At 69.8% G+C, this 18,895-nt stretch carries 31 protein-coding genes; all 31 read right to left on the bottom strand.

The genetic code is table 11. From position 1 onward, the window contains the following. Nucleotides 1-36: 36 nt before the first annotated feature. The gene (locus AC1VL8_RS09090; protein WP_389226005.1) at nt 37-1,047 is read right to left on the bottom strand and encodes a DNA-directed RNA polymerase subunit alpha; all 1,011 of its coding nucleotides are present in this window, start codon (nt 1,045-1,047) and stop codon (nt 37-39) included. Nucleotides 1,048-1,200: 153 nt separating this feature from the next. Further along, the gene (rpsK, locus tag AC1VL8_RS09085) at nt 1,201-1,602 is read right to left on the bottom strand and encodes a 30S ribosomal protein S11 (protein WP_389226002.1); all 402 of its coding nucleotides are present in this window, start codon (nt 1,600-1,602) and stop codon (nt 1,201-1,203) included. Between the two features lie 100 nt (nt 1,603-1,702). Further along, on the bottom strand, nt 1,703-2,083 hold the full coding sequence (rpsM, locus tag AC1VL8_RS09080) for a 30S ribosomal protein S13 (RefSeq protein WP_483074942.1): 381 nt from the start codon (nt 2,081-2,083) through the stop codon (nt 1,703-1,705). Between the two features lie 210 nt (nt 2,084-2,293). Then, entirely contained in the window at nt 2,294-2,407 is a 114-nt protein-coding gene (rpmJ, locus tag AC1VL8_RS09075) for a 50S ribosomal protein L36 (protein ID WP_013117849.1), read from the bottom strand. A gap of 88 nt (nt 2,408-2,495) precedes the next feature. Beyond that, entirely contained in the window at nt 2,496-2,717 is a 222-nt protein-coding gene (gene infA, locus AC1VL8_RS09070; RefSeq protein ID WP_483074941.1) for a translation initiation factor IF-1, read from the bottom strand. A 255-nt stretch (nt 2,718-2,972) separates the two neighbouring features. Further along, nucleotides 2,973-3,818, bottom strand: coding sequence for a type I methionyl aminopeptidase (map, locus tag AC1VL8_RS09065; protein ID WP_483074940.1), 846 nt, complete (start codon nt 3,816-3,818; stop codon nt 2,973-2,975). A 25-nt stretch (nt 3,819-3,843) separates the two neighbouring features. Next, on the bottom strand, nt 3,844-4,428 hold the full coding sequence (locus tag AC1VL8_RS09060) for an adenylate kinase (RefSeq protein ID WP_389225981.1): 585 nt from the start codon (nt 4,426-4,428) through the stop codon (nt 3,844-3,846). Further along, a complete protein-coding gene (gene secY, locus AC1VL8_RS09055) occupies nt 4,425-5,720 on the bottom strand; it encodes a preprotein translocase subunit SecY (protein WP_483074939.1) in 1,296 nt (431 codons plus the stop codon). Before secY ends, AC1VL8_RS09060 begins: the two co-directional genes overlap by 4 nt. A gap of 243 nt (nt 5,721-5,963) precedes the next feature. Continuing rightward, the gene (gene rplO, locus AC1VL8_RS09050) at nt 5,964-6,677 is read right to left on the bottom strand and encodes a 50S ribosomal protein L15 (protein WP_483074938.1); all 714 of its coding nucleotides are present in this window, start codon (nt 6,675-6,677) and stop codon (nt 5,964-5,966) included. 2 nt (nt 6,678-6,679) lie between these two features. Next, nucleotides 6,680-6,862 carry a 50S ribosomal protein L30 gene (gene rpmD / locus AC1VL8_RS09045; protein WP_146838591.1) on the bottom strand — a complete coding sequence of 61 codons (183 nt, stop codon included), beginning with the start codon at nt 6,860-6,862 and terminating at the stop codon, nt 6,680-6,682. Continuing rightward, nucleotides 6,862-7,512 carry a 30S ribosomal protein S5 gene (rpsE, locus tag AC1VL8_RS09040; protein ID WP_483074937.1) on the bottom strand — a complete coding sequence of 217 codons (651 nt, stop codon included), beginning with the start codon at nt 7,510-7,512 and terminating at the stop codon, nt 6,862-6,864. The genes rpmD and rpsE overlap by 1 nt, the downstream gene beginning before the upstream one ends. Before the next feature lie 37 nt (nt 7,513-7,549). Next, on the bottom strand, nt 7,550-7,921 hold the full coding sequence (gene rplR, locus AC1VL8_RS09035) for a 50S ribosomal protein L18 (protein ID WP_389225967.1): 372 nt from the start codon (nt 7,919-7,921) through the stop codon (nt 7,550-7,552). A 2-nt stretch (nt 7,922-7,923) separates the two neighbouring features. Beyond that, nucleotides 7,924-8,463: a 50S ribosomal protein L6 gene (rplF, locus tag AC1VL8_RS09030; protein WP_389225964.1), complete on the bottom strand. Its 540-nt coding sequence runs from the start codon at nt 8,461-8,463 to the stop codon at nt 7,924-7,926. A gap of 25 nt (nt 8,464-8,488) precedes the next feature. Continuing rightward, the gene (gene rpsH, locus AC1VL8_RS09025; protein ID WP_389225961.1) at nt 8,489-8,887 is read right to left on the bottom strand and encodes a 30S ribosomal protein S8; all 399 of its coding nucleotides are present in this window, start codon (nt 8,885-8,887) and stop codon (nt 8,489-8,491) included. An 82-nt stretch (nt 8,888-8,969) separates the two neighbouring features. Then, entirely contained in the window at nt 8,970-9,155 is a 186-nt protein-coding gene (locus tag AC1VL8_RS09020) for a type Z 30S ribosomal protein S14 (protein WP_122147680.1), read from the bottom strand. A gap of 1 nt (nt 9,156) precedes the next feature. Beyond that, entirely contained in the window at nt 9,157-9,732 is a 576-nt protein-coding gene (gene rplE, locus AC1VL8_RS09015) for a 50S ribosomal protein L5 (RefSeq protein ID WP_389225957.1), read from the bottom strand. After that, nucleotides 9,732-10,079 carry a 50S ribosomal protein L24 gene (gene rplX / locus AC1VL8_RS09010; RefSeq protein ID WP_389225954.1) on the bottom strand — a complete coding sequence of 116 codons (348 nt, stop codon included), beginning with the start codon at nt 10,077-10,079 and terminating at the stop codon, nt 9,732-9,734. The genes rplE and rplX overlap by 1 nt, the downstream gene beginning before the upstream one ends. 2 nt (nt 10,080-10,081) lie before the next feature. Then, the gene (gene rplN / locus AC1VL8_RS09005; RefSeq protein ID WP_389225951.1) at nt 10,082-10,450 is read right to left on the bottom strand and encodes a 50S ribosomal protein L14; all 369 of its coding nucleotides are present in this window, start codon (nt 10,448-10,450) and stop codon (nt 10,082-10,084) included. Nucleotides 10,451-10,530: 80 nt separating this feature from the next. Continuing rightward, nucleotides 10,531-10,824 carry a 30S ribosomal protein S17 gene (rpsQ, locus tag AC1VL8_RS09000; RefSeq protein WP_389225948.1) on the bottom strand — a complete coding sequence of 98 codons (294 nt, stop codon included), beginning with the start codon at nt 10,822-10,824 and terminating at the stop codon, nt 10,531-10,533. Between the two features lie 7 nt (nt 10,825-10,831). After that, on the bottom strand, nt 10,832-11,071 hold the full coding sequence (gene rpmC, locus AC1VL8_RS08995; RefSeq protein WP_309032072.1) for a 50S ribosomal protein L29: 240 nt from the start codon (nt 11,069-11,071) through the stop codon (nt 10,832-10,834). After that, complete coding sequence (rplP, locus tag AC1VL8_RS08990; protein WP_389225945.1) at nt 11,071-11,487, bottom strand: 50S ribosomal protein L16; 417 nt, start codon at nt 11,485-11,487, stop codon at nt 11,071-11,073. Before rplP ends, rpmC begins: the two co-directional genes overlap by 1 nt. Before the next feature lie 3 nt (nt 11,488-11,490). After that, nucleotides 11,491-12,333 (bottom strand): 30S ribosomal protein S3, encoded by an 843-nt coding sequence (gene rpsC / locus AC1VL8_RS08985; RefSeq protein WP_389225942.1) that lies wholly within the window; start codon nt 12,331-12,333, stop codon nt 11,491-11,493. A gap of 2 nt (nt 12,334-12,335) precedes the next feature. After that, on the bottom strand, nt 12,336-12,701 hold the full coding sequence (gene rplV / locus AC1VL8_RS08980; RefSeq protein WP_146838613.1) for a 50S ribosomal protein L22: 366 nt from the start codon (nt 12,699-12,701) through the stop codon (nt 12,336-12,338). Between the two features lie 55 nt (nt 12,702-12,756). Continuing rightward, a complete protein-coding gene (gene rpsS, locus AC1VL8_RS08975) occupies nt 12,757-13,038 on the bottom strand; it encodes a 30S ribosomal protein S19 (protein WP_146838615.1) in 282 nt (93 codons plus the stop codon). Nucleotides 13,039-13,053: 15 nt separating this feature from the next. Beyond that, on the bottom strand, nt 13,054-13,890 hold the full coding sequence (gene rplB, locus AC1VL8_RS08970; RefSeq protein WP_389225937.1) for a 50S ribosomal protein L2: 837 nt from the start codon (nt 13,888-13,890) through the stop codon (nt 13,054-13,056). Between the two features lie 33 nt (nt 13,891-13,923). Continuing rightward, entirely contained in the window at nt 13,924-14,226 is a 303-nt protein-coding gene (gene rplW, locus AC1VL8_RS08965; RefSeq protein ID WP_389225934.1) for a 50S ribosomal protein L23, read from the bottom strand. Next, on the bottom strand, nt 14,223-14,915 hold the full coding sequence (rplD, locus tag AC1VL8_RS08960; protein ID WP_483076218.1) for a 50S ribosomal protein L4: 693 nt from the start codon (nt 14,913-14,915) through the stop codon (nt 14,223-14,225). The genes rplW and rplD overlap by 4 nt, the downstream gene beginning before the upstream one ends. Nucleotides 14,916-14,920: 5 nt before the next feature. After that, a complete protein-coding gene (gene rplC, locus AC1VL8_RS08955; RefSeq protein ID WP_389225927.1) occupies nt 14,921-15,580 on the bottom strand; it encodes a 50S ribosomal protein L3 in 660 nt (219 codons plus the stop codon). Between the two features lie 22 nt (nt 15,581-15,602). Then, the gene (rpsJ, locus tag AC1VL8_RS08950) at nt 15,603-15,911 is read right to left on the bottom strand and encodes a 30S ribosomal protein S10 (protein ID WP_122147693.1); all 309 of its coding nucleotides are present in this window, start codon (nt 15,909-15,911) and stop codon (nt 15,603-15,605) included. 471 nt (nt 15,912-16,382) lie between these two features. Further along, nucleotides 16,383-16,547 carry a hypothetical protein gene (locus AC1VL8_RS08945; protein ID WP_483074936.1) on the bottom strand — a complete coding sequence of 55 codons (165 nt, stop codon included), beginning with the start codon at nt 16,545-16,547 and terminating at the stop codon, nt 16,383-16,385. A gap of 1,044 nt (nt 16,548-17,591) precedes the next feature. Beyond that, complete coding sequence (gene tuf, locus AC1VL8_RS08940; RefSeq protein ID WP_483074935.1) at nt 17,592-18,782, bottom strand: elongation factor Tu; 1,191 nt, start codon at nt 18,780-18,782, stop codon at nt 17,592-17,594. Nucleotides 18,783-18,895 lie beyond the last annotated feature (113 nt).

Genomic DNA, 18,895 nt, shown 5'->3' with positions numbered 1-18,895 from the left:
GGCGGCGCGCGTCAGGCGAGCGCCGCCTCCCCGGCGTCAGTACTGCTCGTCCTCGGTGAAGTCGCCCTCGTCGCCGTCGTAGTACGCGGCGGCGCTCGGGTCGAAGTCGAGCGGGCTGTCCTTCAGGGACAGGTTGAGCTCGGCCAGCTTCTCCTTGACCTCGGTGATCGACTTCGCACCGAAGTTGCGGATGTCGAGCAGGTCGGCCTCGGAACGCGCCACGAGCTCGCCCACCGAGTGGATGCCCTCGCGCTTGAGGCAGTTGTACGACCGGATGGTCAGCTGCAGGTCCTCGATCGGCAGCGCCAGGTCCGCGGCCAGCGCCGCGTCCGTCGGCGACGGACCGATCTCGATGCCCTCGGCCTCGACGTTCAGCTCGCGCGCCAGGCCGAACAGCTCGACCAGGGTCTTGCCCGCCGAGGCGAGCGCGTCACGCGGGCTGATGGCCGGCTTGGTCTCGACGTCGACGATGAGCTTGTCGAAGTCGGTCCGCTGCTCGACACGCGTCGCCTCGACCTTGTAGGTCACCTTGAGGACCGGCGAGTAGATCGAGTCGACCGGGATGCGGCCGATCTCGGCCTCGTAGGACTTGTTCTGGTTGGCCGACACGTAGCCACGGCCGCGCTCGACGGTCAGCTCGATCTCGAGCTTGCCCTTCTCGTTCAGCGTGGCGAGGTGCAGGTCCGTGTTGTGGACCTCCACGCCGGCCGGCGGCACGATGTCCGCGGCGGTCACGTCACCCGCACCCTGCTTGCGCAGGTACATCACGACGGGCTCGTCGTTCTCCGAGGAGACGACGAGGTTCTTGATGTTGAGGATGATCTCGGTGACGTCCTCCTTGACGCCCGGCACCGTGCTGAACTCGTGGAGCACGCCGTCGATCCGGATGCTCGTCACGGCCGCGCCCGGGATGGACGACAGCAGGGTCCGGCGCAGGGAGTTGCCGAGCGTGTAGCCGAAGCCGGGCTCGAGCGGCTCGATGGAGAACCGCGACCGGTACTCCGAGATGACCTCTTCGGTCAGGGTGGGGCGCTGTGCGATGAGCACTTCGGGGTTCCTCTCAGCGTGCGTCCGCCATATGACGCAGCGCAGGTGACTCTGTGGGCGGACGGGTCTCGGTCTACCCGCACGACCGGCCGGCACCGTCGCGGGCGCAAGGTCTCCCCTGCGCCCGCGACGGCCCGGCGACGGATCGGGCGATCAGACCCGGCGGCGCTTCGGCGGACGGCAGCCGTTGTGCGCCTGGGGGGTCACGTCCTGGATCGAGCCGACCTCGAGGCCGGCGGACTGCAGCGACCGGATCGCCGTCTCGCGGCCCGAGCCGGGGCCCTTGACGAAGACGTCGACCTTCTTCATGCCGTGCTCCTGCGCCTTGCGCGCGGCGGCCTCGGCGGCCATGCCCGCGGCGTAGGGGGTCGACTTGCGCGAGCCCTTGAAGCCCACGTCGCCGCCGGACGCCCAGGAGATCACGGCGCCGCTCGGGTCGGTGATCGAGACGATCGTGTTGTTGAAGGTGCTCTTGATGTGCGCCTGGCCGTGGGAGACGTTCTTCTTCTCCTTGCGGCGCGGCTTGCGCACGGAACTGCGGGTCTTGGGAGGCATCTGCTCGTTCTCTTTCGCTGCTGCTCAGTGAGGTCGGTGCGTCCGAGTCGGCCCGGCCGTCGCGTCCGTGAGGGCGCAGGGGCGGCGGGCCGGTCCCGGGCTACTTCCGGCCGGCCTTCTTCTTGCCGGCGACGGTGCGCTTCGGGCCCTTGCGGGTACGCGCGTTGGTCTTCGTGCGCTGTCCGCGCACGGGGAGCCCGCGGCGGTGACGCAGACCCTCGTAGCTGCCGATCTCGACCTTGCGGCGGATGTCCGCGGCGACCTCGCGTCGCAGGTCACCCTCGAGCTTGTAGTTGCCCTCGAGGTAGTCACGCAGCGTGACGAGCTGGGAGTCGTCCAGGTCCTTGACCCGGACGTCCGGGCTGATGCCCGTCGCGGCCAGCGTCTGCTGGGCGCGGGTACGGCCGACGCCGTAGATGTAGGTGAGCGCGATCTCGAGCCGCTTCTCGCGGGGGAGGTCGACGCCGACAAGACGTGCCATGTGCCTTCCGGCTCCTGTACTTCGTTCGGAGGTCTGCCGCACCGTCCTCCCGCCTGGCAGCGGGCCCCGGCCTCCGAGCCAGGGGTTCACCGGTCACGTCCCGTCGTGCGGGTGCGTCGCCGGTTCGGCGGTGCGCTGGTGGTCCTCCCCTGGGTTCAGGGGGCGACCGGGGTGCTGCTCAGCCTGGGCCGAGCGGCAGGGCTCGCGTGCTCAGCCCTGGCGCTGCTTGTGGCGCAGGTTCTCGCAGATCACCTGGACGCGACCGTGCCGGCGGATCACCTTGCACTTGTCGCAGATCTTCTTGACGCTGGGCTTGACCTTCATGGCCTGTTCCTCCGCCGCCGAACGCCCCCGTCTCCCGTCGCCGGGGCGAGGGAAGACGCGTGCTGACGGCGATGCTCGTTCGGTCGATTTACTTGTAGCGGTAGACGATGCGCCCGCGGGACAGGTCGTACGGGCTCAGCTTCACCACCACCCGGTCCTCCGGGAGGATCCGGATGTAGTGCTGGCGCATCTTGCCCGAGATGTGGGCGAGCACCTTGTGACCGTTGGTCAGCTCCACGCGGAACATCGCGTTCGGCAGAGCCTCGATCACGCTGCCCTCGATCTCGATGACACCGTCCTTCTTCGCCATGTCCTCCGCTAACTCTTGTCCTGAACTTCCGACCCACGCGCGGCGCCGTCCGGCACGACCGGCCGGTGACTCACGTGGCGTGGTGCCCGCTGGTCCGGTCGCCGTGCACCGCCCGCTCCGGTCGACCGTCGGGACGGTCGTGGCGGAGGCGGGACGTGCGGCGACGACTGGGCGCACACCCAACGGACGAGCATACGCCATACCACCGCACGGGCGAAACCGGTCCCCCGGGCTCCCCCGGGCGCGCCGCGCGGCTCAGGCGAGCGGAGCGACCGCGACCCCGCGGGCGGCGAGCTCCGCCGCGCCGCCGTCGACGGCCGTGAGCACCCAGATCCCGCCCTCGTGCAGCGCGACCGAGTGCTCCCAGTGCGCGGCCCGGGAACCGTCGCCGGTCACCACGGTCCAGTCGTCGTCGAGGACGTCCGTCGCGGGGTCGCCGCGGGTGATCATCGGCTCGATCGCCAGGCACATGCCGGGCTTCAGCCGGATGCCGCGCTCGCGCGTCCGGTAGTTCAGGACGTCGGGCGGCTGGTGCATGGCCGAGCCGATGCCGTGCCCGACGTAGTCCTGCACGATGCCGAGCTGCCGGCCGCCGTCCGCCGCGGCCGCCTCGACGGCCTGCTCGACGGCCTCGCCCACGACACCCAGCCGGTCCGCCAGCCCCGCGCCGGACGCGAGGGCGGCGATGCCGTCCCACATCGCCCGCTCGGTGACCGCGGACAGCTGGACGTCGGCGGGGTCCGCCTCCGGCAGCACCACGGTCAGCGCCGAGTCGCCGTGCCAGCCCTCGACGATCGCGCCGCAGTCGATCGACACGACGTCCCCGGGCCGCAGCACGCGGGCCGACGGGATGCCGTGCACGACCTCGTCGTTCACCGACACGCAGATCGTCGCCGGGTAGTCGTGGTAGCCGAGGAACGACGGCTGCGCGCCGGCGTCCGCGATGACCCGCGCGGCGACCGCGTCGAGGTCGGCGGTGGTCGCACCGGGCACGGCGGCCGCGCGGGCCGCCGCCAGGGCGTCGGCGACGACCAGCCCGGCGCGCCGCATGAGCAGCACCTGCTCGGGGGTCTTCAGCTCGACGCGGTCACGTCCGAACACGGGGGTCTCCCTCGCTCGCGGCGCGTCAGCCGACGTGCGACGCGAGGGCCGCGAGCAGCCGCTCGGTCACCTCGTCGACCGCACCGATGCCGTCGACCTGCACCAGCAGGTCGCGCTCGGCGTACACGTCGGAGATCGGCGCGGTCTGCTCGGCGTAGACGTCGAGCCGGTGGCGGATCACGGACTCCGTGTCGTCCTCGCGGCCCTCGATCTGGGCGCGCTTGAGCAGGCGCTCGACCACGACGTCCGCGTCCGCGGTGATCTCGAGCGCGGCGTCCAGCGTGCGGCCGGTCTCCTCGAGGATCCGCTCCAGCTCCGCGACCTGGGCCACGTTGCGCGGGTAGCCGTCGAGCAGGAAGCCCTGCGCGGCGTCGGGCTGCGCGAGCCGGTCGCGGACCATCTCGTTCGTGACCTCGTCGGGCACCAGGGCACCGCGGGACGTGTACTCCTGGACCTTCCTGCCCAGCTCCGTGCCGCCCTTGATGTTGGCGCGGAAGATGTCGCCGGTCGAGATCGCCGGGACGCCCAGCTGCTCGGCCAGGCGCGCGGCCTGGGTGCCCTTGCCGGCCCCGGGAGGGCCGAGGAGGACGAGGCGGGCGGTGGAGCTCATCGCAGGAACCCTTCGTAGTGCCGCTGCTCGAGCTGCGACTGGATCTGCTTCACGGTCTCGAGGCCGACGCCCACCACGATGAGGATCGAGGAGCCGCCGAAGGGGATGTTGGTCCCCACGCCGAGCATGATGAACGCGATCGTCGGGATCAGCGCGACCAGGGCCAGGTAGATCGACCCGGGCGCCGTGATGCGGGTGATCACGTAGTCCAGGTACTCGGCCGTGGGACGCCCGGCGCGGATGCCGGGGATGAAGCCGCCGTAGCGCTTCATGTTGTCCGCCACCTCGTCCGGGTTGAACGTGATGGCCGTGTAGAAGTAGCAGAAGAAGATGATCAGCACGACGTAGATCGCGATGTGCAGGGGCGCGCCCGGGTCGGCGACGTTGACCGCGACCCACTGCTTCCAGTCCGCCGTCTGGTCGCCGAACCCGGCCAGCAGCGCCGGCACCTGCAGCAGCGACGAGGCGAAGATGACCGGGATGACGCCCGCCATGTTGATCTTGATCGGGATGTAGGTCGACGACCCGCCGTAGGTGCGGCGGCCGACCATGCGCTTCGCGTACTGCACGGGGATGCGGCGCTGGGACTGCTCGACGAACACGACGAGCGCGATGACCAGCACGATGATCGCCATGACGACGAGGAAGGCGCCGATGCCGCCCGAGCCGCCCGCGATCGACCACATCGCACCCGGGAAGGACGCGGCGATCGAGGTGAAGATGAGCAGCGACATGCCGTTGCCGACGCCGCGCTCGGTGATGAGCTCGCCCAGCCACATGATGAGGCCGGTACCGGCGGTCATCGTGACGATCATGATGAGCGTCGTGACGATCCCGCCGTCGGGGATCACGTCCACGGTGCAGCCCTGGAACAGCTGCCCGTTGCGGGCCGTGATGATGACGGTCGTCGACTGCAGGACGGCCAGGCCGATCGTCAGGTACCGCGTGTACTGCGTGAGCTTCGCGGTGCCGGACTGGCCCTCCTTGTGCAGGGCCTCGAACTTGGGGATCACCACGCGCAGCAGCTGGATGATGATGCTCGCCGTGATGTACGGCATGATCCCGAGCGCGAACACCGACAGCTGCAGCAGCGCGCCGCCGCTGAACAGGTTCACGAGACCCAGCAGCGAGTTCGACTGGCTCTGGTCGATGCAGACCTGGACGTTGGGGTAGGACACGCCGGGGGTCGGCAAGAACGAGCCGATCCGGAACACCACCATGATGCCGATGGTGAACAGCAGCTTGCGCCGCAGGTCCGGGGTCCTGAACGCCCGCACGAATGCGCTGAGCACGTGTCCTCCTGCTCCGCCGAAGCGGGATGTCGTCTGACCGGCCGGTGACTGCGGCTCCCGGCCTCACGGTGGTGGGCGGGTCCGCCCGACGCCGCGGTGAACCCTAACGGACTTCGGTCCGCGGGTGAACATCGTCCCGTGCCGGGTCGCACGGGGCGTCCGGACTCCCGTCACGAGGTCCGGTGAAGACGAAACGGGGCCGGCGGGGGCGTGGACGCCCTCGCCGACCCCGTGTCGCTGGGATCAGTCCTGCGCGACGCTGCCGCCGGCCGCCAGGATCTTCTCCTTGGCGGAGCCGGAGTACGCGTCGACGGCCACGGCCACCTGCACCGTGAGCTCGCCGGTCCCGAGCACCTTGACCGGGGCGCCCTTGCGGACGGCACCCTTGGCCACGAGGTCGGCGACGGTGACGTCGCCGCCGTCGGGGTACAGCGCCGACAGCTTGTCCAGGTTCACGACCTGGTACTCGACCCGGAACGGGTTCTTGAAGCCGCGGAGCTTGGGCAGCCGCATGTGCAGCGGCATCTGCCCACCCTCGAAGCGCGTCGGCACCTGGTACCGGGCCTTGGTGCCCTTGGTACCACGACCGGCCGTCTTGCCCTTCGACGCCTCACCACGACCCACGCGGGTCTTGGCGGTCTTGGCGCCGGGGGCCGGACGCAGGTGGTGCACCTTGAGGGTGCCACCGGCGCCGGTCTGGGCCTTCGCCTCGGCCTTGTCGGCCTTCGGCGCAGCAGCCTTCGACTCGGCCTTGGCCGGAGCCTTGGCCTTCGCAGCGGGCTTCTCCTCCGCCGCGGCGGCCTCGGCCTTGGCCTTGGTCGTGCGGGCGGCCGGCTTCTTGGCAGCCGGCTTCTCGGCGGCGGACGACTCGGTGGTCGCCGCCTTCGAGGCCTTCGCCTTGGTCGCCTTCGGAGCCGCGGTGCCGTCGACCTTGGCAGTGTCCTTGTCCTCTGCCATCGTCACTCCACCTCCTCGACTGCGACCAGGTGCGTCACCGTCTTGACCATGCCGCGGATCTCGGGACGGTCCTCCTTGACGACGACGTCGCCGATCCGCTTGAGGCCCAGGGTGCGCAGCGTGTCGCGCTGGTTCTGCTTGCCGCCGATGGCGGACTTGGTCTGGGTCACCTTCAGGCGAGCCATCAGGCACCCACCTTCTCGGTCTTCGCCGCGATGCCGGCAGCCTGCGCACGCAGCAGCGGCGCCGGAGCGACGTGCTCGAGCGGCAGACCGCGACGCGCGGCGACAGCAGCCGGCTCCTCGAGGCCCTGCAGCGCCGCCACCGTGGCGTGCACGATGTTGATGGCGTTGGAGGAGCCCAGGGACTTGGACAGGATGTCGTGGACGCCGGCGCACTCGAGCACCGCACGCACCGGACCACCGGCGATCACACCGGTACCCGGCGACGCGGGACGCAGGAAGACGACACCGGCAGCGGCCTCACCCTGGATGGGGTGCGGGATGGTGCCCTGGATGCGGGGGACGCGGAAGAAGTTCTTCTTCGCCTCCTCGACACCCTTGGCGATCGCCGCGGGCACCTCCTTGGCCTTGCCGTAGCCGACACCGACCGTGCCGTCGCCGTCGCCGACGACGACCAGGGCGGTGAAGCTGAAGCGGCGGCCGCCCTTGACGACCTTGGCCACGCGGTTGATGGAGACGACGCGCTCGAGGAACGCGCTCTTCTCCGCGGCGTCGCCCCGGCGGCCGCCGTCGCGACGACCGCCGTCGCGACGGTCACCGCCACCCTGGCCCTGGGGCAGCTCGCCCGTGTTGCTGCGCTGAGGAGCAGCCATCAGTGGATCCTCTTCTTCCGTGCGGGGATGGTCGTCGTCACAGCGCCAGACCGCCTTCGCGGGCGGCGTCGGCGACCGCGGCCACCCGGCCGTGGTACTTGTTGCCGCCGCGGTCGAAGACCACCGCGTCGATACCGGCGGCCTTCGCGCGCTCGGCGATCAGCTCGCCGACGCGACGCGCCTTGGCGGACTTGTCGCCGTCCGCGGCCCGCAGGTCCACCTCGAGGGTGGACGCGGAGACCAGCGTGCGACCCACGGCGTCGTCGACGACCTGCGCCACGAGGTTGCGGTTCGACCGGGTGACGACCAGACGGGGACGCGCGGCGGTGCCGGCGACCTTCTTGCGCAGCCGCAGGTGGCGGCGCTTGCGGGCCTTGAACTTGCCCTTGCCCATAACCGTGATCGCCATGGCTACTTACCAGCCTTTCCGACCTTGCGGCGGACGTTCTCGCCCGCGTAACGCACGCCCTTGCCCTTGTAGGGCTCGGGCTTGCGGATCTTGCGGATGTTGGCGGCGACCTCGCCCACCTGCTGCTTGTCGATGCCGGCCACCGAGAACTTGGTGGGGCTCTCGACCGCGAAGGTGATGCCGGCGGGCGGCGTGACGGACACGGGGTGGCTGAACCCGAGCGCGAACTCGAGCGTGTCACCCTTCGCCGCGACGCGGTAACCGGTGCCGACGATCTCCAGCTTCTTCTCGTAGCCGGCGGTGACGCCGGTGACGAGGTTGGCCAGGAGGGTGCGGGTCAGGCCGTGCAGCGACCGCGAGAGGCGCTCGTCGTTCGGACGGGTGACCACGAGGGCCCCCTCGTCGTCGCGAGCGACCTCGATGGGGGACGCGACCGTGTGCGTGAGGGTGCCCTTGGGGCCCTTCACCGTCACGATGTTGCCGTTGATGTTGACATCCACGCCGGCCGGGACCGGGACGGGGATTCTGCCGATACGAGACATTGGCTAGCTCCTTTCCGTCTCGGACTTACCAGACGTAGGCGAGGACTTCCCCACCCACGCCCTTCTTGGCGGCCTGCTTGTCCGTCAGGAGACCCGAGGACGTGGACAGGATCGCCACGCCCAGGCCGCCGAGGACCTTCGGCAGGTTGGTCGACTTCGCGTACACCCGGAGACCGGGCTTGGACACGCGCTTGATGCCGGCGAGCGCACGCTCGCGGCTCGGGCCGTACTTCAGCTCGACCACGAGGTTCTTGCCCACGCGGGCGTCCTCGACGGTCCAGCCGGAGATGTATCCCTCGGCCTGCAGGATCTCCGCGATGTGCGACTTCAGCTTCGAGTACGGGATGGTCACCGTGTCGTGGTGCGCCGAGTTCGCGTTACGCAGACGCGTCAGGAGGTCTGCGATCGGGTCGGTCATCGTCATGGGGGCTATCGCCCTTCCTCACCGTGGTTTCCGCGGCGCCCGCCCCGAGGGGCGAGCGACCGCGGACCTGCGACGTCGTTGTTTACCAGCTGCTCTTGGTCACGCCGGGGAGCTGACCCGCGTGGGCCATCTCGCGCACGCAGATCCGGCACAGGCCGAACTTGCGGTACACCGAGTGCGGACGACCGCACCGCTGGCACCGGGTGTAGGCCCGCACGGCGAACTTCTGCTTGCCCGCGGCCTTGTTGATCAGGGCGGTCTTCGCCATGTCAGTTCTCCTTGAAGGGGAAGCCGAGGTGCTTGAGGAGCGCCCGGCCCTCCGCGTCGGTCGTGGCGGTCGTGACCACCGTGATGTCCATGCCGCGGACCCGGTCGATCTTGTCCTGGTCGATCTCGTGGAACATCGACTGCTCGGTCAGACCGAACGTGTAGTTGCCGTGGCCGTCGAACTGCTTCGGCGACAGCCCGCGGAAGTCGCGGATGCGCGGGAGAGCGGTCGACAGCAGGCGGTCCAGGAACTCCCAGGCACGGTCGCCGCGCAGCGTGACGTGCGCGCCGATCGGCATGCCCTCACGCAGCTTGAACTGGGCGATCGACTTGCGGGCCTTGGTGACCTGCGGCTTCTGACCCGTGATGAGCTGGAGGTCGCGGATGGCGCCCTCGATCAGCTTCGAGTCCTTGGCCGCGTCGCCGACGCCCATGTTCACGACGACCTTCACCAGGCGTGCGACCTGGTTCACGTTGCCGTGCTCGAACTCCTCGCGGAGCGCGCCACGGATGACCTCGTTGTACCGCACCTTCAGGCGCGGCATCGGGTAGGTCCGGTTCTCGTCGATGACGGTCATCAGATGTCCTTACCGGAACGCTTGGCGACGCGGACGCGCACGGTGCGGGTCCGGCCGTCGCGCTCGACCTGCTCGGTGCGGTAGCCGACCCGGGTGCCACGCTTGGTCTCCGGGTCCACCAGCATCACGTTGCTGACGTGGATGGGCGCCTCGACCGTCTCGATGCCACCGGTGCGGGTGCCGCGCTGCGACTGGCCCGCCTTGGTGTGCTTCGTGACGCGGTGGATGCCCTCGACCAGGACGCGGTCCCGCTCGGCGAGCACCTCGAGGACGCGCCCCTGCTTGCCCCGGTCCTTGCGGGAGCCGGAGATGACGACCACCAGGTCGCCCTTCTTGATCTTCGCCATGTTCAGAGCACCTCCGGAGCCAGCGAGATGATCTTCATGAACTTCTTGTCGCGCAGCTCGCGGCCCACGGGGCCGAAGATGCGGGTCCCACGGGGCTCGCCGTCGTTCTTGAGGATCACCGCGGCGTTCTCGTCGAACTTGATGTACGAGCCGTCGACGCGCCGACGCTCCTTGCGGGTGCGCACGACGACCGCCTTGACGACGTCGCCCCTCTTGACGTTGCCGCCCGGGATCGCGTCCTTGACGGTGGCGACGATGACGTCACCGATACCGGCGTAGCGACGGCCGGAGCCACCGAGAACGCGGATGCAAAGGATTTCCTTCGCGCCCGTGTTGTCGGCGACCCGCAGTCGCGACTCCTGCTGAATCATCTACAGAACTCCTGTCGTCTGCCGGTTCTCGCACGAGGGCGAGCCTGGCCGAACGGATATGTGGTGAGGAGGCGCGAGCCTTACTTCGCCTTCTCGAGGATCTCGACCACGCGCCACCGCTTGGTGGCGGACAGCGGGCGGGTCTCCATGATGAGGACCAGGTCACCGACGCCGGCCGAGCTGGCCTCGTCGTGCGCCTTGACCTTGCTGGTCCGCCGGATGACCTTGCCGTAGAGCGGGTGCTTGACCCGGTCCTCGACCTCGACCACGACGGTCTTGTCCATCTTGTCGCTGACCACGTAGCCACGGCGCGTCTTGCGGTACGCGCGGCTCTCCGCCAGGGCGGTGGTGGTCTCGTTGGTGTTCTCGCTCATCGAGTCCTCACTCGCTCGCCGTGGGGGCGGTCCGGATGCCGAGCTCGCGCTCGCGCAGGATCGTGTAGATCCGCGCGATGTCACGACGCACGGCCTTGAGGCGCCCGTGGCTCTCGAGCTGGCCGGTGGCCGACTGGAACCGCAGGTTGAACAGCTCCTCCTTGGCCTTCTTCAGCTCGGCCACGAGGCGCTCGTCGTCAAAGGCGTCCAGCTCGGAAGGAGCCAGGTCCTTGGTGCCGATAGCCATCAGTTACCACCCTCGCGAACCACGAAACGGGTCTTCATCGGGAGCTTGTGCTGCGCGCGGCGCATGGCCTCGCGAGCCAGGGGCTCCGGGACGCCGGCGAGCTCGAACATCACTCGACCCGGCTTGACGTTGGCGATCCACCACTCGGGCGAACCCTTACCGGAACCCATGCGGGTCTCGGCAGGCTTCTTCGTCAGCGGACGGTCCGGGTAGATGTTGATCCAGACCTTTCCGCCACGCTTGATGTGGCGGGTCATGGCGATACGAGCAGCCTCGATCTGGCGGTTCGTCACGTACGCAGGCTCGAGAGCCTGGATGCCGAACTCACCGAACGCGATCGCGGTGCCACCCGTGGCGGCGCCGGAGCGCCCGGGGTGGTGCTGCTTGCGGTGCTTCAGCCGGCGCGGGATCAGCACGGCTCAGGCCTCCGTTCCGGTCTCAGGAGCGGTCGCCTCGCCGGTGGCCGCAGCCGGAGCAGCGGTCGCCTCGGCCGGGGCCTCGGTCCGCTCGTTCCGACGGCCGCCGCCGCGCGGGCCACGGTCGCCGCCACGGTCGCCACGGTCCGCACGCGGACCACGGTTCTGACGCGGCGCCTGGGTGGCCTGCTCGCGAGCGAACTCACGCTCGGTCATGTCGCCCTTGTAGACCCAGACCTTCACGCCGATGCGGCCGAAGGTCGTGCGGGCCTCGAAGAAGCCGTAGTCGATGTTCGCGCGGAGCGTGTGCAGGGGCACGCGGCCCTCGCGGTAGAACTCCGTGCGGCTCATCTCCGCGCCGCCGAGGCGGCCGGAGACCTGCACCCGGATGCCCTTGGCGCCGGCGCGCTGCGCGGACTGCATGCCCTTGCGCATCGCACGACGGAAGGACACACGGCTCGCCAGCTGCTCGGCGATGCCCTGGGCGACCAGCTGGGCCTCGATCTCGGCGTTCTTGACCTCGAGGATGTTCAGCTGGACCTGCTTGCCCGTGAGCTTCTCGAGCTCGCCGCGGATGCGGTCGGCCTCGGCGCCGCGGCGACCGATGACGATGCCCGGGCGCGCCGTGTGGATGTCGACGCGCACGCGGTCACGCGTCCGCTCGATCTCCACCTTGGCGATGCCGGCACGCTCGAGGCCCGTGGCCATGAGCTTGCGGATCTGGACGTCCTCGCGGACGTAGTCGCGGTACCGCTGACCAGGCTTGGTCGAGTCGGCGAACCACCGCGAACGGTGGTCGGTCGTGATGCCCAGGCGGTACCCGAGCGGGTTGACCTTCTGTCCCACTGTCAGGCCCTTCCCTTCGTCTCACGCTCGGCGACGACCACGGTGATGTGGCTCGTGCGCTTGAGGATCTGGCTCGCGCGTCCCTGTGCCCGGGGGCGGAACCGCTTGAGCGTCGGACCCTCGTCCACGTACGCCTCGGCGACGTAGAGGTTGGTCTCGTCGAAGCGCTCACCGGCACGCTTGGCGCCCTCGCGGGCGTTCGCGATCGCGGACTCGACGACCTTGAGGACCGTCTCACCCGCGGCCTGCGGCGCGAACTTCAGCGTCGACACGGCCTCGCCGGCCTGCTTGCCACGGATGAGGTCCACGACGCGCCGGGCCTTCTGGGGCGTGACGCGGACGAACCGCGCCTTCGCCTTGGCTTCCATTGCTGTCCTGCCTTCTGTCTCTGCCGTCAGGGCAGTCGCCTGGCTGACCCGGGGGTCAGCGGCGACGGCCCTTCCGGTCGTCCTTCTCGTGGCCGCGGAACGTGCGCGTCGGGGCGAACTCGCCGAGCTTGTGCCCGACCATCGACTCCGTCACGAACACCGGCGTGTGCTTGCGACCGTCGTGCACGGCGAACGTGTGACCCAGGAAGTCCGGCGTGATCATCGATCGACGCGACCAGGTCTTGATGACGTTCTTCGTGCCGGCCGCGTTCTGCGCGTCGACCTTCTTCTGCAGGTGCCCGTCGACGAAGGGCCCCTTCTTGAGGCTGCGAGGCATTCTCGAGGCTCCCTATCAGCGCTTCTTGCCGGTGCGGCGGCGACGGACGATGAGCTTGTCGCTCGGCTTGTTGGGACGACGCGTGCGGCCCTCCGGCTGGCCCCAGGGGCTCACCGGGTGACGACCACCGGACGTCTTGCCCTCACCACCACCGTGCGGGTGGTCGATCGGGTTCATCGCGACACCACGGACGGAGGGGCGCTTGCCCTTCCAGCGCATGCGGCCGGCCTTGCCCCAGTTGATGTTCGACTGCTCGGCGTTGCCGACCTCGCCGATCGTCGCGCGGCAGCGCAGGTCGACGTTGCGGATCTCGCCGGACGGCATGCGCAGCTGGGCGTACGGCCCGTCCTTCGCGACCAGCTGCACCGAGGCACCCGCGGAGCGGGCGATCTTGGCGCCGCCACCGGGCTTGAGCTCGATGGCGTGGATGGTCGTACCGGTCGGGATGTTGCGCAGCGGCAGGTTGTTGCCGGGCTTGATGTCGGCGCCGGCGCCGTTCTCGACGACGTCGCCCTGCTTCAGCTTGTTCGGCGCGATGATGTAGCGCTTCTCGCCGTCGAAGTAGTGCAGCAGCGCGATGCGGGCGGTGCGGTTGGGGTCGTACTCGATGTGAGCGACCTTGGCCGGCACGCCGTCCTTGTCGTGGCGACGGAAGTCGATGACGCGGTAGGCACGCTTGTGACCGCCACCCTGGTGCCGCATCGTGACGCGGCCGGTCGAGTTACGACCACCGGTCTTGTGCAGCGGGCGGACCAGCGACTTCTCCGGCACCGAGCGCGTGATCTCGACGAAGTCGGCGACGCTCGCGCCGCGGCGCCCCGGCGTCGTCGGCTTGTACTTACGGATTCCCATGGGGATCTGTCCTCAATCTGCTCTCAGGCCCGGTCAGCCGACCGGTCCGCCGAAGATGTCGATCGTGCCCTCGCGGAGGGTGACGATCGCGCGCTTCGTGTCCTTGCGCTTGCCCATGCCGAACTTCGTGCGACGCGACTTCCCCTTGCGGTTGATCGTGTTGACGGAGTCGACCTTGACCGAGAAGACCTGCTCGACGGCGATCTTGATCTCGGTCTTGTTGGCACGCGGGTCCACGACGAAGGTGTACTTGCCCTCGTCCAGGAGCCCGTAGCTCTTCTCGGACACGACCGGCGCGATCAGGATGTCGCGGGGGTCCTTGGCGACGGCAGTCACTTGACGTCCTCCTCGGCCTCGGACGACGTCGCGACGGCGGTCGCGCCACGGCCCTTGACGGGACCGGCGAGGAACGTGTCGAGCGCGCCCTGGGTGAACACGACGTCGTCGGAGACGAGCACGTCGTAGGTGTTGAGCTGGTCGGCGACGAGCAGGTGGACCCGCTCGACGTTCCGCAGCGACTTCCAGGCCAGCTCGTCCGCACGCTCGACGACGACCAGCACGTGCTTGCGGCCGGACAGCTGGTCCAGCACGGCCACGGCGGCCTTGGTCGAGGGCGCCGCGTCGATACCGAAACCGGTGACGACGTGGACGCGGCCGGCGCGAGCGCGGTCCGAGAGAGCACCGCGGAGCGCCGCGGCCTTCATCTTCTTCGGGGTCCGCTGGGAGTAGTCACGCGGCGTGGGGCCGTGCACGACTCCACCGCCCGCGAACTGCGGCGCACGGGTCGAGCCCTGACGGGCGCGGCCGGTGCCCTTCTGCTTGTACGGCTTCTTGCCGCCACCACGGACCTCGCCACGGTTCTTCGTGTCGTGGGTGCCCTGGCGCGCAGCGGCGCGCTGCGCCACGACGACCTGGTGGATCAGCGGGATGTTCGTCTGGGCGTCGAACACCTCACCGGGCAGCTCGGCCGTGCCGGCCTTCTTGCCCGTGGTGTCGACGACGTCGACGGTCAGCGTCTCGGACATGGGGTTCATGCCCCCTTCACGGCGGTACGCACCACGACGACGCCACGCTTCGGACCGGGAACCGCGCCCTTGAGGAGCAGCAGACCCTTCTCGACGTCGACCGCGTGCACGGTCAGGTTCTGGGTGGTCTGGCGGGCGTGGCCCATGCGACCGGCCATCCGCACGCCCTTGAACACGCGCGACGGCGTCGAGGCGCCACCGATCGAGCCCGGCTTGCGGTGGTTGCGGTGCGCACCGTGCGAGGCGCCGACACCGGAGAACCCGTGGCGCTTCATGACACCGGCGGTGCCCTTGCCCTTGGTCGTGCCGATCACGTCGACCAGCGCGCCGGCCGCGAAGGCCTCCGCGGTGATCTCCTGGCCGAGGGTGAACTCGGCCGCGTCGGACGTCCGGATCTCGGCCACGTGCCGGCGGGGGGTGACCCCGGCCTTCTCGAAGTGGCCCTTGAGCGGCTTGGTGACCTTGCGGGGGTCCACCTGGCCGTAGGCCAGCTGGATCGCCGAGTAACCATCCGCGTCAGCGGAGCGCACCTGGGTGACGACGTTGGTGCCGACAGCGACCACGGTGACGGGGACGAGACGGCCATCGGCGTCCCAGACCTGCGTCATACCGAGCTTCGTGCCGAGCACCGCCGTGACGGGGCGCGCGTTCTGCTGGGTAACCATGAAGATCAGTTCCTTCCCAGCGTCAGAGCTTGATCTCGATGTTCACGTCCGCGGGCAGGTCGAGACGCATGAGCGAGTCGACCGCCTTCGGCGTGGGATCGATGATGTCGATGAGCCGCTTGTGCGTGCGCATCTCGAAGTGCTCGCGGCTGTCCTTGTACTTGTGGGGCGACCGGATGACGACGAAGACGTTCTTCTCCGTCGGGAGCGGCACCGGGCCAACGACCGTCGCACCAGCGCGGCTCACCGTGTCGACGATCTTGCGCGCCGAGCTGTCGATGACCTCGTGGTCGTAGGACTTGAGCCGGATGCGGATCTTCTGTCCCGCCATGGCGTCGTCTGCTTCTCTCTCGAACTGCTTGACGTCCGACCCCCGCACTCGGGCGTGTCGCTCTTCGCGACATACCTTCACGCCGGCTCCCGTCCAGCACGCGGGGCGCGCCGGAGGGAACGAGGTCGTTGTGGTGATGGAGTCCGACGCCGGGTGACCCCGGGCCTGCTGGACTCGCAACGCGTTCCCTGCCCTGACCGTGGTGGCGCACCGAGCGCACGCGCGCAGGCACCCCCGTCGTCGGGCAACTTGTCTAGTGTGCCAGGCGGTTCCCCAAAGGTCCAACCGGTGCTCCGTCACACCCGCACGATCACGCGCCGCCCGAGGGCGCGCCACGCACCCGCGCGCCCCGGGAGCGCCGCTGCCCGACGGCGCACGAGACACCACGAGGGCGTAGCCCACGGCGTACGCCCTCGTGGTGTCTCGTGCGCCCTCGACGTGCGGGACGGCGCGGGGTGGTGCTGGGTGCTCTCACGCGGCGGGGACGCCGGCGCGGGTCAGGAGGGTCGCCAGGGGGGTGGAGCGGAGGGCGTCGTCCCAGGTCCAGCGGATCACGCGCAGGCCCAGCGCCCGCAGCCGGTCCTCGCGGCGCTTCTCCGCCCAGACCCGGTCCTCCGCTGCCCGCGGGTCCGGCACACCGCCGGCGCGGTACGTGAGCCGGCCGTCGAACTCCCCCGACCAGCCGCACGTCCGGCCACCAGAAGTCGACCCGCGCGACCAGCTCGCCGCGGTCGCGCACCTCGTGCTGGAGCACCGGGAGACGGAATCCGAGCTCGAGCATGCGCGCGCGGCTCAGCGACTCCCCGACCGACTCCGACAGCGGCGACGCCGCGGCGACGACCCACCTCGCCGCGCGGGTGCCACGTCCGTCGCCGGCCGCCCGCAGCTCTGCGCCGAGGCCCGCCAGATCCGTGGTGCCTGCGGCGAGCGCGTGGTCGGCTGCGACGAGACCACCCGCGAGGCCCCAGGTCCGCGCGACGTCGACCACCGTCCGGGCCGCCGACGTGCACCGGACCCCGTCGACCACGCAGCCGGGCGGCATCGCGCGGACCGCGTGCCGACGGACCCCGGGCGACGACCTCCCGCCCCCGGTCCGCGGCACGACCACGTGCACGTCGGTCGGCCACGCGCCGATCCGCGGCAGTCCGTGCAGCACCGCCGCGGAGTCGTGGCTGAACACCGCGTCGTCGAGCCGCCGGGCCGCGGCGCGCACGCGGAGCCGGTAGCGGGCCCCGTCGGGCAGCGCGTCCCAGCGCACCGAGTCGACGTAGGCGCCGTACCGGACCCGGACCAGCGCACCGTCCCGCGCCGCCGCCCGTAGCGCCGCGCCGTCGACCCCTCGCACCGCCGCCGTCGGGACGTCGAGCACGTCACCCCGCCCCGCCGCCGCGCGCGCGGCCCCGTGCCTCACCTGATCCACACCCCCACCCTCCCCCGCACTTTCCCCTTCCTCGCCGTCGTCCCCAGCACGAGCTCGCCCCGTCTCACGAGGGCGTACGAGACACCACGAGGGCGTAGGAGATCTCATGCGCCCTCGTGGTGTCTCGTGCGCCCTCGCGGGTGAGTGGCGCGCGGGGGGTGGGGTGCGCGGGGGTGAGGTGCGCGGGGCGGGCACGGCAGGAGGGCCCGGGTGCCGTAGCACCCGGGCCCTCCTGGTCCTGCTCCCCCGAAGGGGTCAGATCACTTGTTGATCTTGGTGACGCGGCCCGAGCCGACGGTGCGGCCACCCTCGCGGATGGCGAAGCCGAGGCCCTCCTCCATCGCGATGGGCTGGATCAGCGTCACGGAGATCTCCGTGTTGTCGCCGGGCATGACCATCTCGGTGCCCTCGGGCAGCGTGATGACGCCGGTGACGTCCGTGGTCCGGAAGTAGAACTGCGGACGGTAGTTCGAGTAGAACGGGTTGTGACGCCCGCCCTCGTCCTTGGCCAGGATGTAGACCTGGCCCTCGAACTCGGTGTGCGGCGTGATCGAGCCGGGCTTCACGACGACCTGGCCGCGCTCGACGTCCTCACGCTTGGTGCCACGGAGCAGGAGGCCGCAGTTCTCGCCGGCCCACGCCTCGTCCATCTGCTTGTGGAACATCTCGATGCCGGTGACCGTGGTCTTCTGCGCCGGGCGGATGCCGACGATCTCGACCTCGGAGTTGATCTGCAGCTTGCCGCGGTCGACCTTGCCGGTGACGACGGTGCCACGACCGGTGATCGTGAAGACGTCCTCGATCGGCATGAGGAACGGCTTGTCCATGTCGCGGACCGGCTCCGGGACGGACTCGTCCACGGCGTCCAGCAGGTCCTCGACGGACTTGACCCACTGCGGGTCGCCCTCGAGGGCCTTCAGGCCGGAGACCCGGATGACCGGGGCCTCGTCGCCGTCGAAGCCCTGCGACGACAGCAGCTCGCGGACCTCCATCTCGACGAGCTCGAGGATCTCCTCGTCGTCGACCATGTCGGACTTGTTGAGCGCGACGAGCAGGTACGGCACGCCGACCTGCTTGGCCAGCAGCACGTGCTCGCGCGTCTGGGCCATCGGGCCGTCGGTGGCCGCGACCACGAGGATGGCGCCGTCCATCTGCGCCGCACCCGTGATCATGTTCTTGATGTAGTCGGCGTGACCGGGCGCGTCGACGTGAGCGTAGTGACGCTTCTCCGTCTGGTACTCGACGTGCGCGATGTTGATCGTGATGCCGCGCTGCTTCTCCTCAGGGGCCTTGTCGATCTCGTCGAAAGGCGTGAAGGGGTTCAGGTCGGGGTACTTGTCGTGCAGCACCTTCGAGATCGCAGCAGTCAGCGTCGTCTTGCCGTGGTCGACGTGACCGATGGTCCCGATGTTGACGTGCGGCTTGGTCCGCTCGAACTTGGCCTTACCCACTGGGTCCTCCTCAGGACTCTGGTGTAGAGATTGCCGAACGATGCGGGGGCTCAGCGCCCCCGCGGACGTGCGGTCCTACGGGTCGGGTTGATTGGTCGTACTCGGTTCGACCT

The organism is Cellulomonas sp. KU4C, assembly GCF_056868065.1.
Note: the sequence above shows the minus strand (reverse complement) of the source record. Positions and strands in the feature narration are given on the sequence as shown.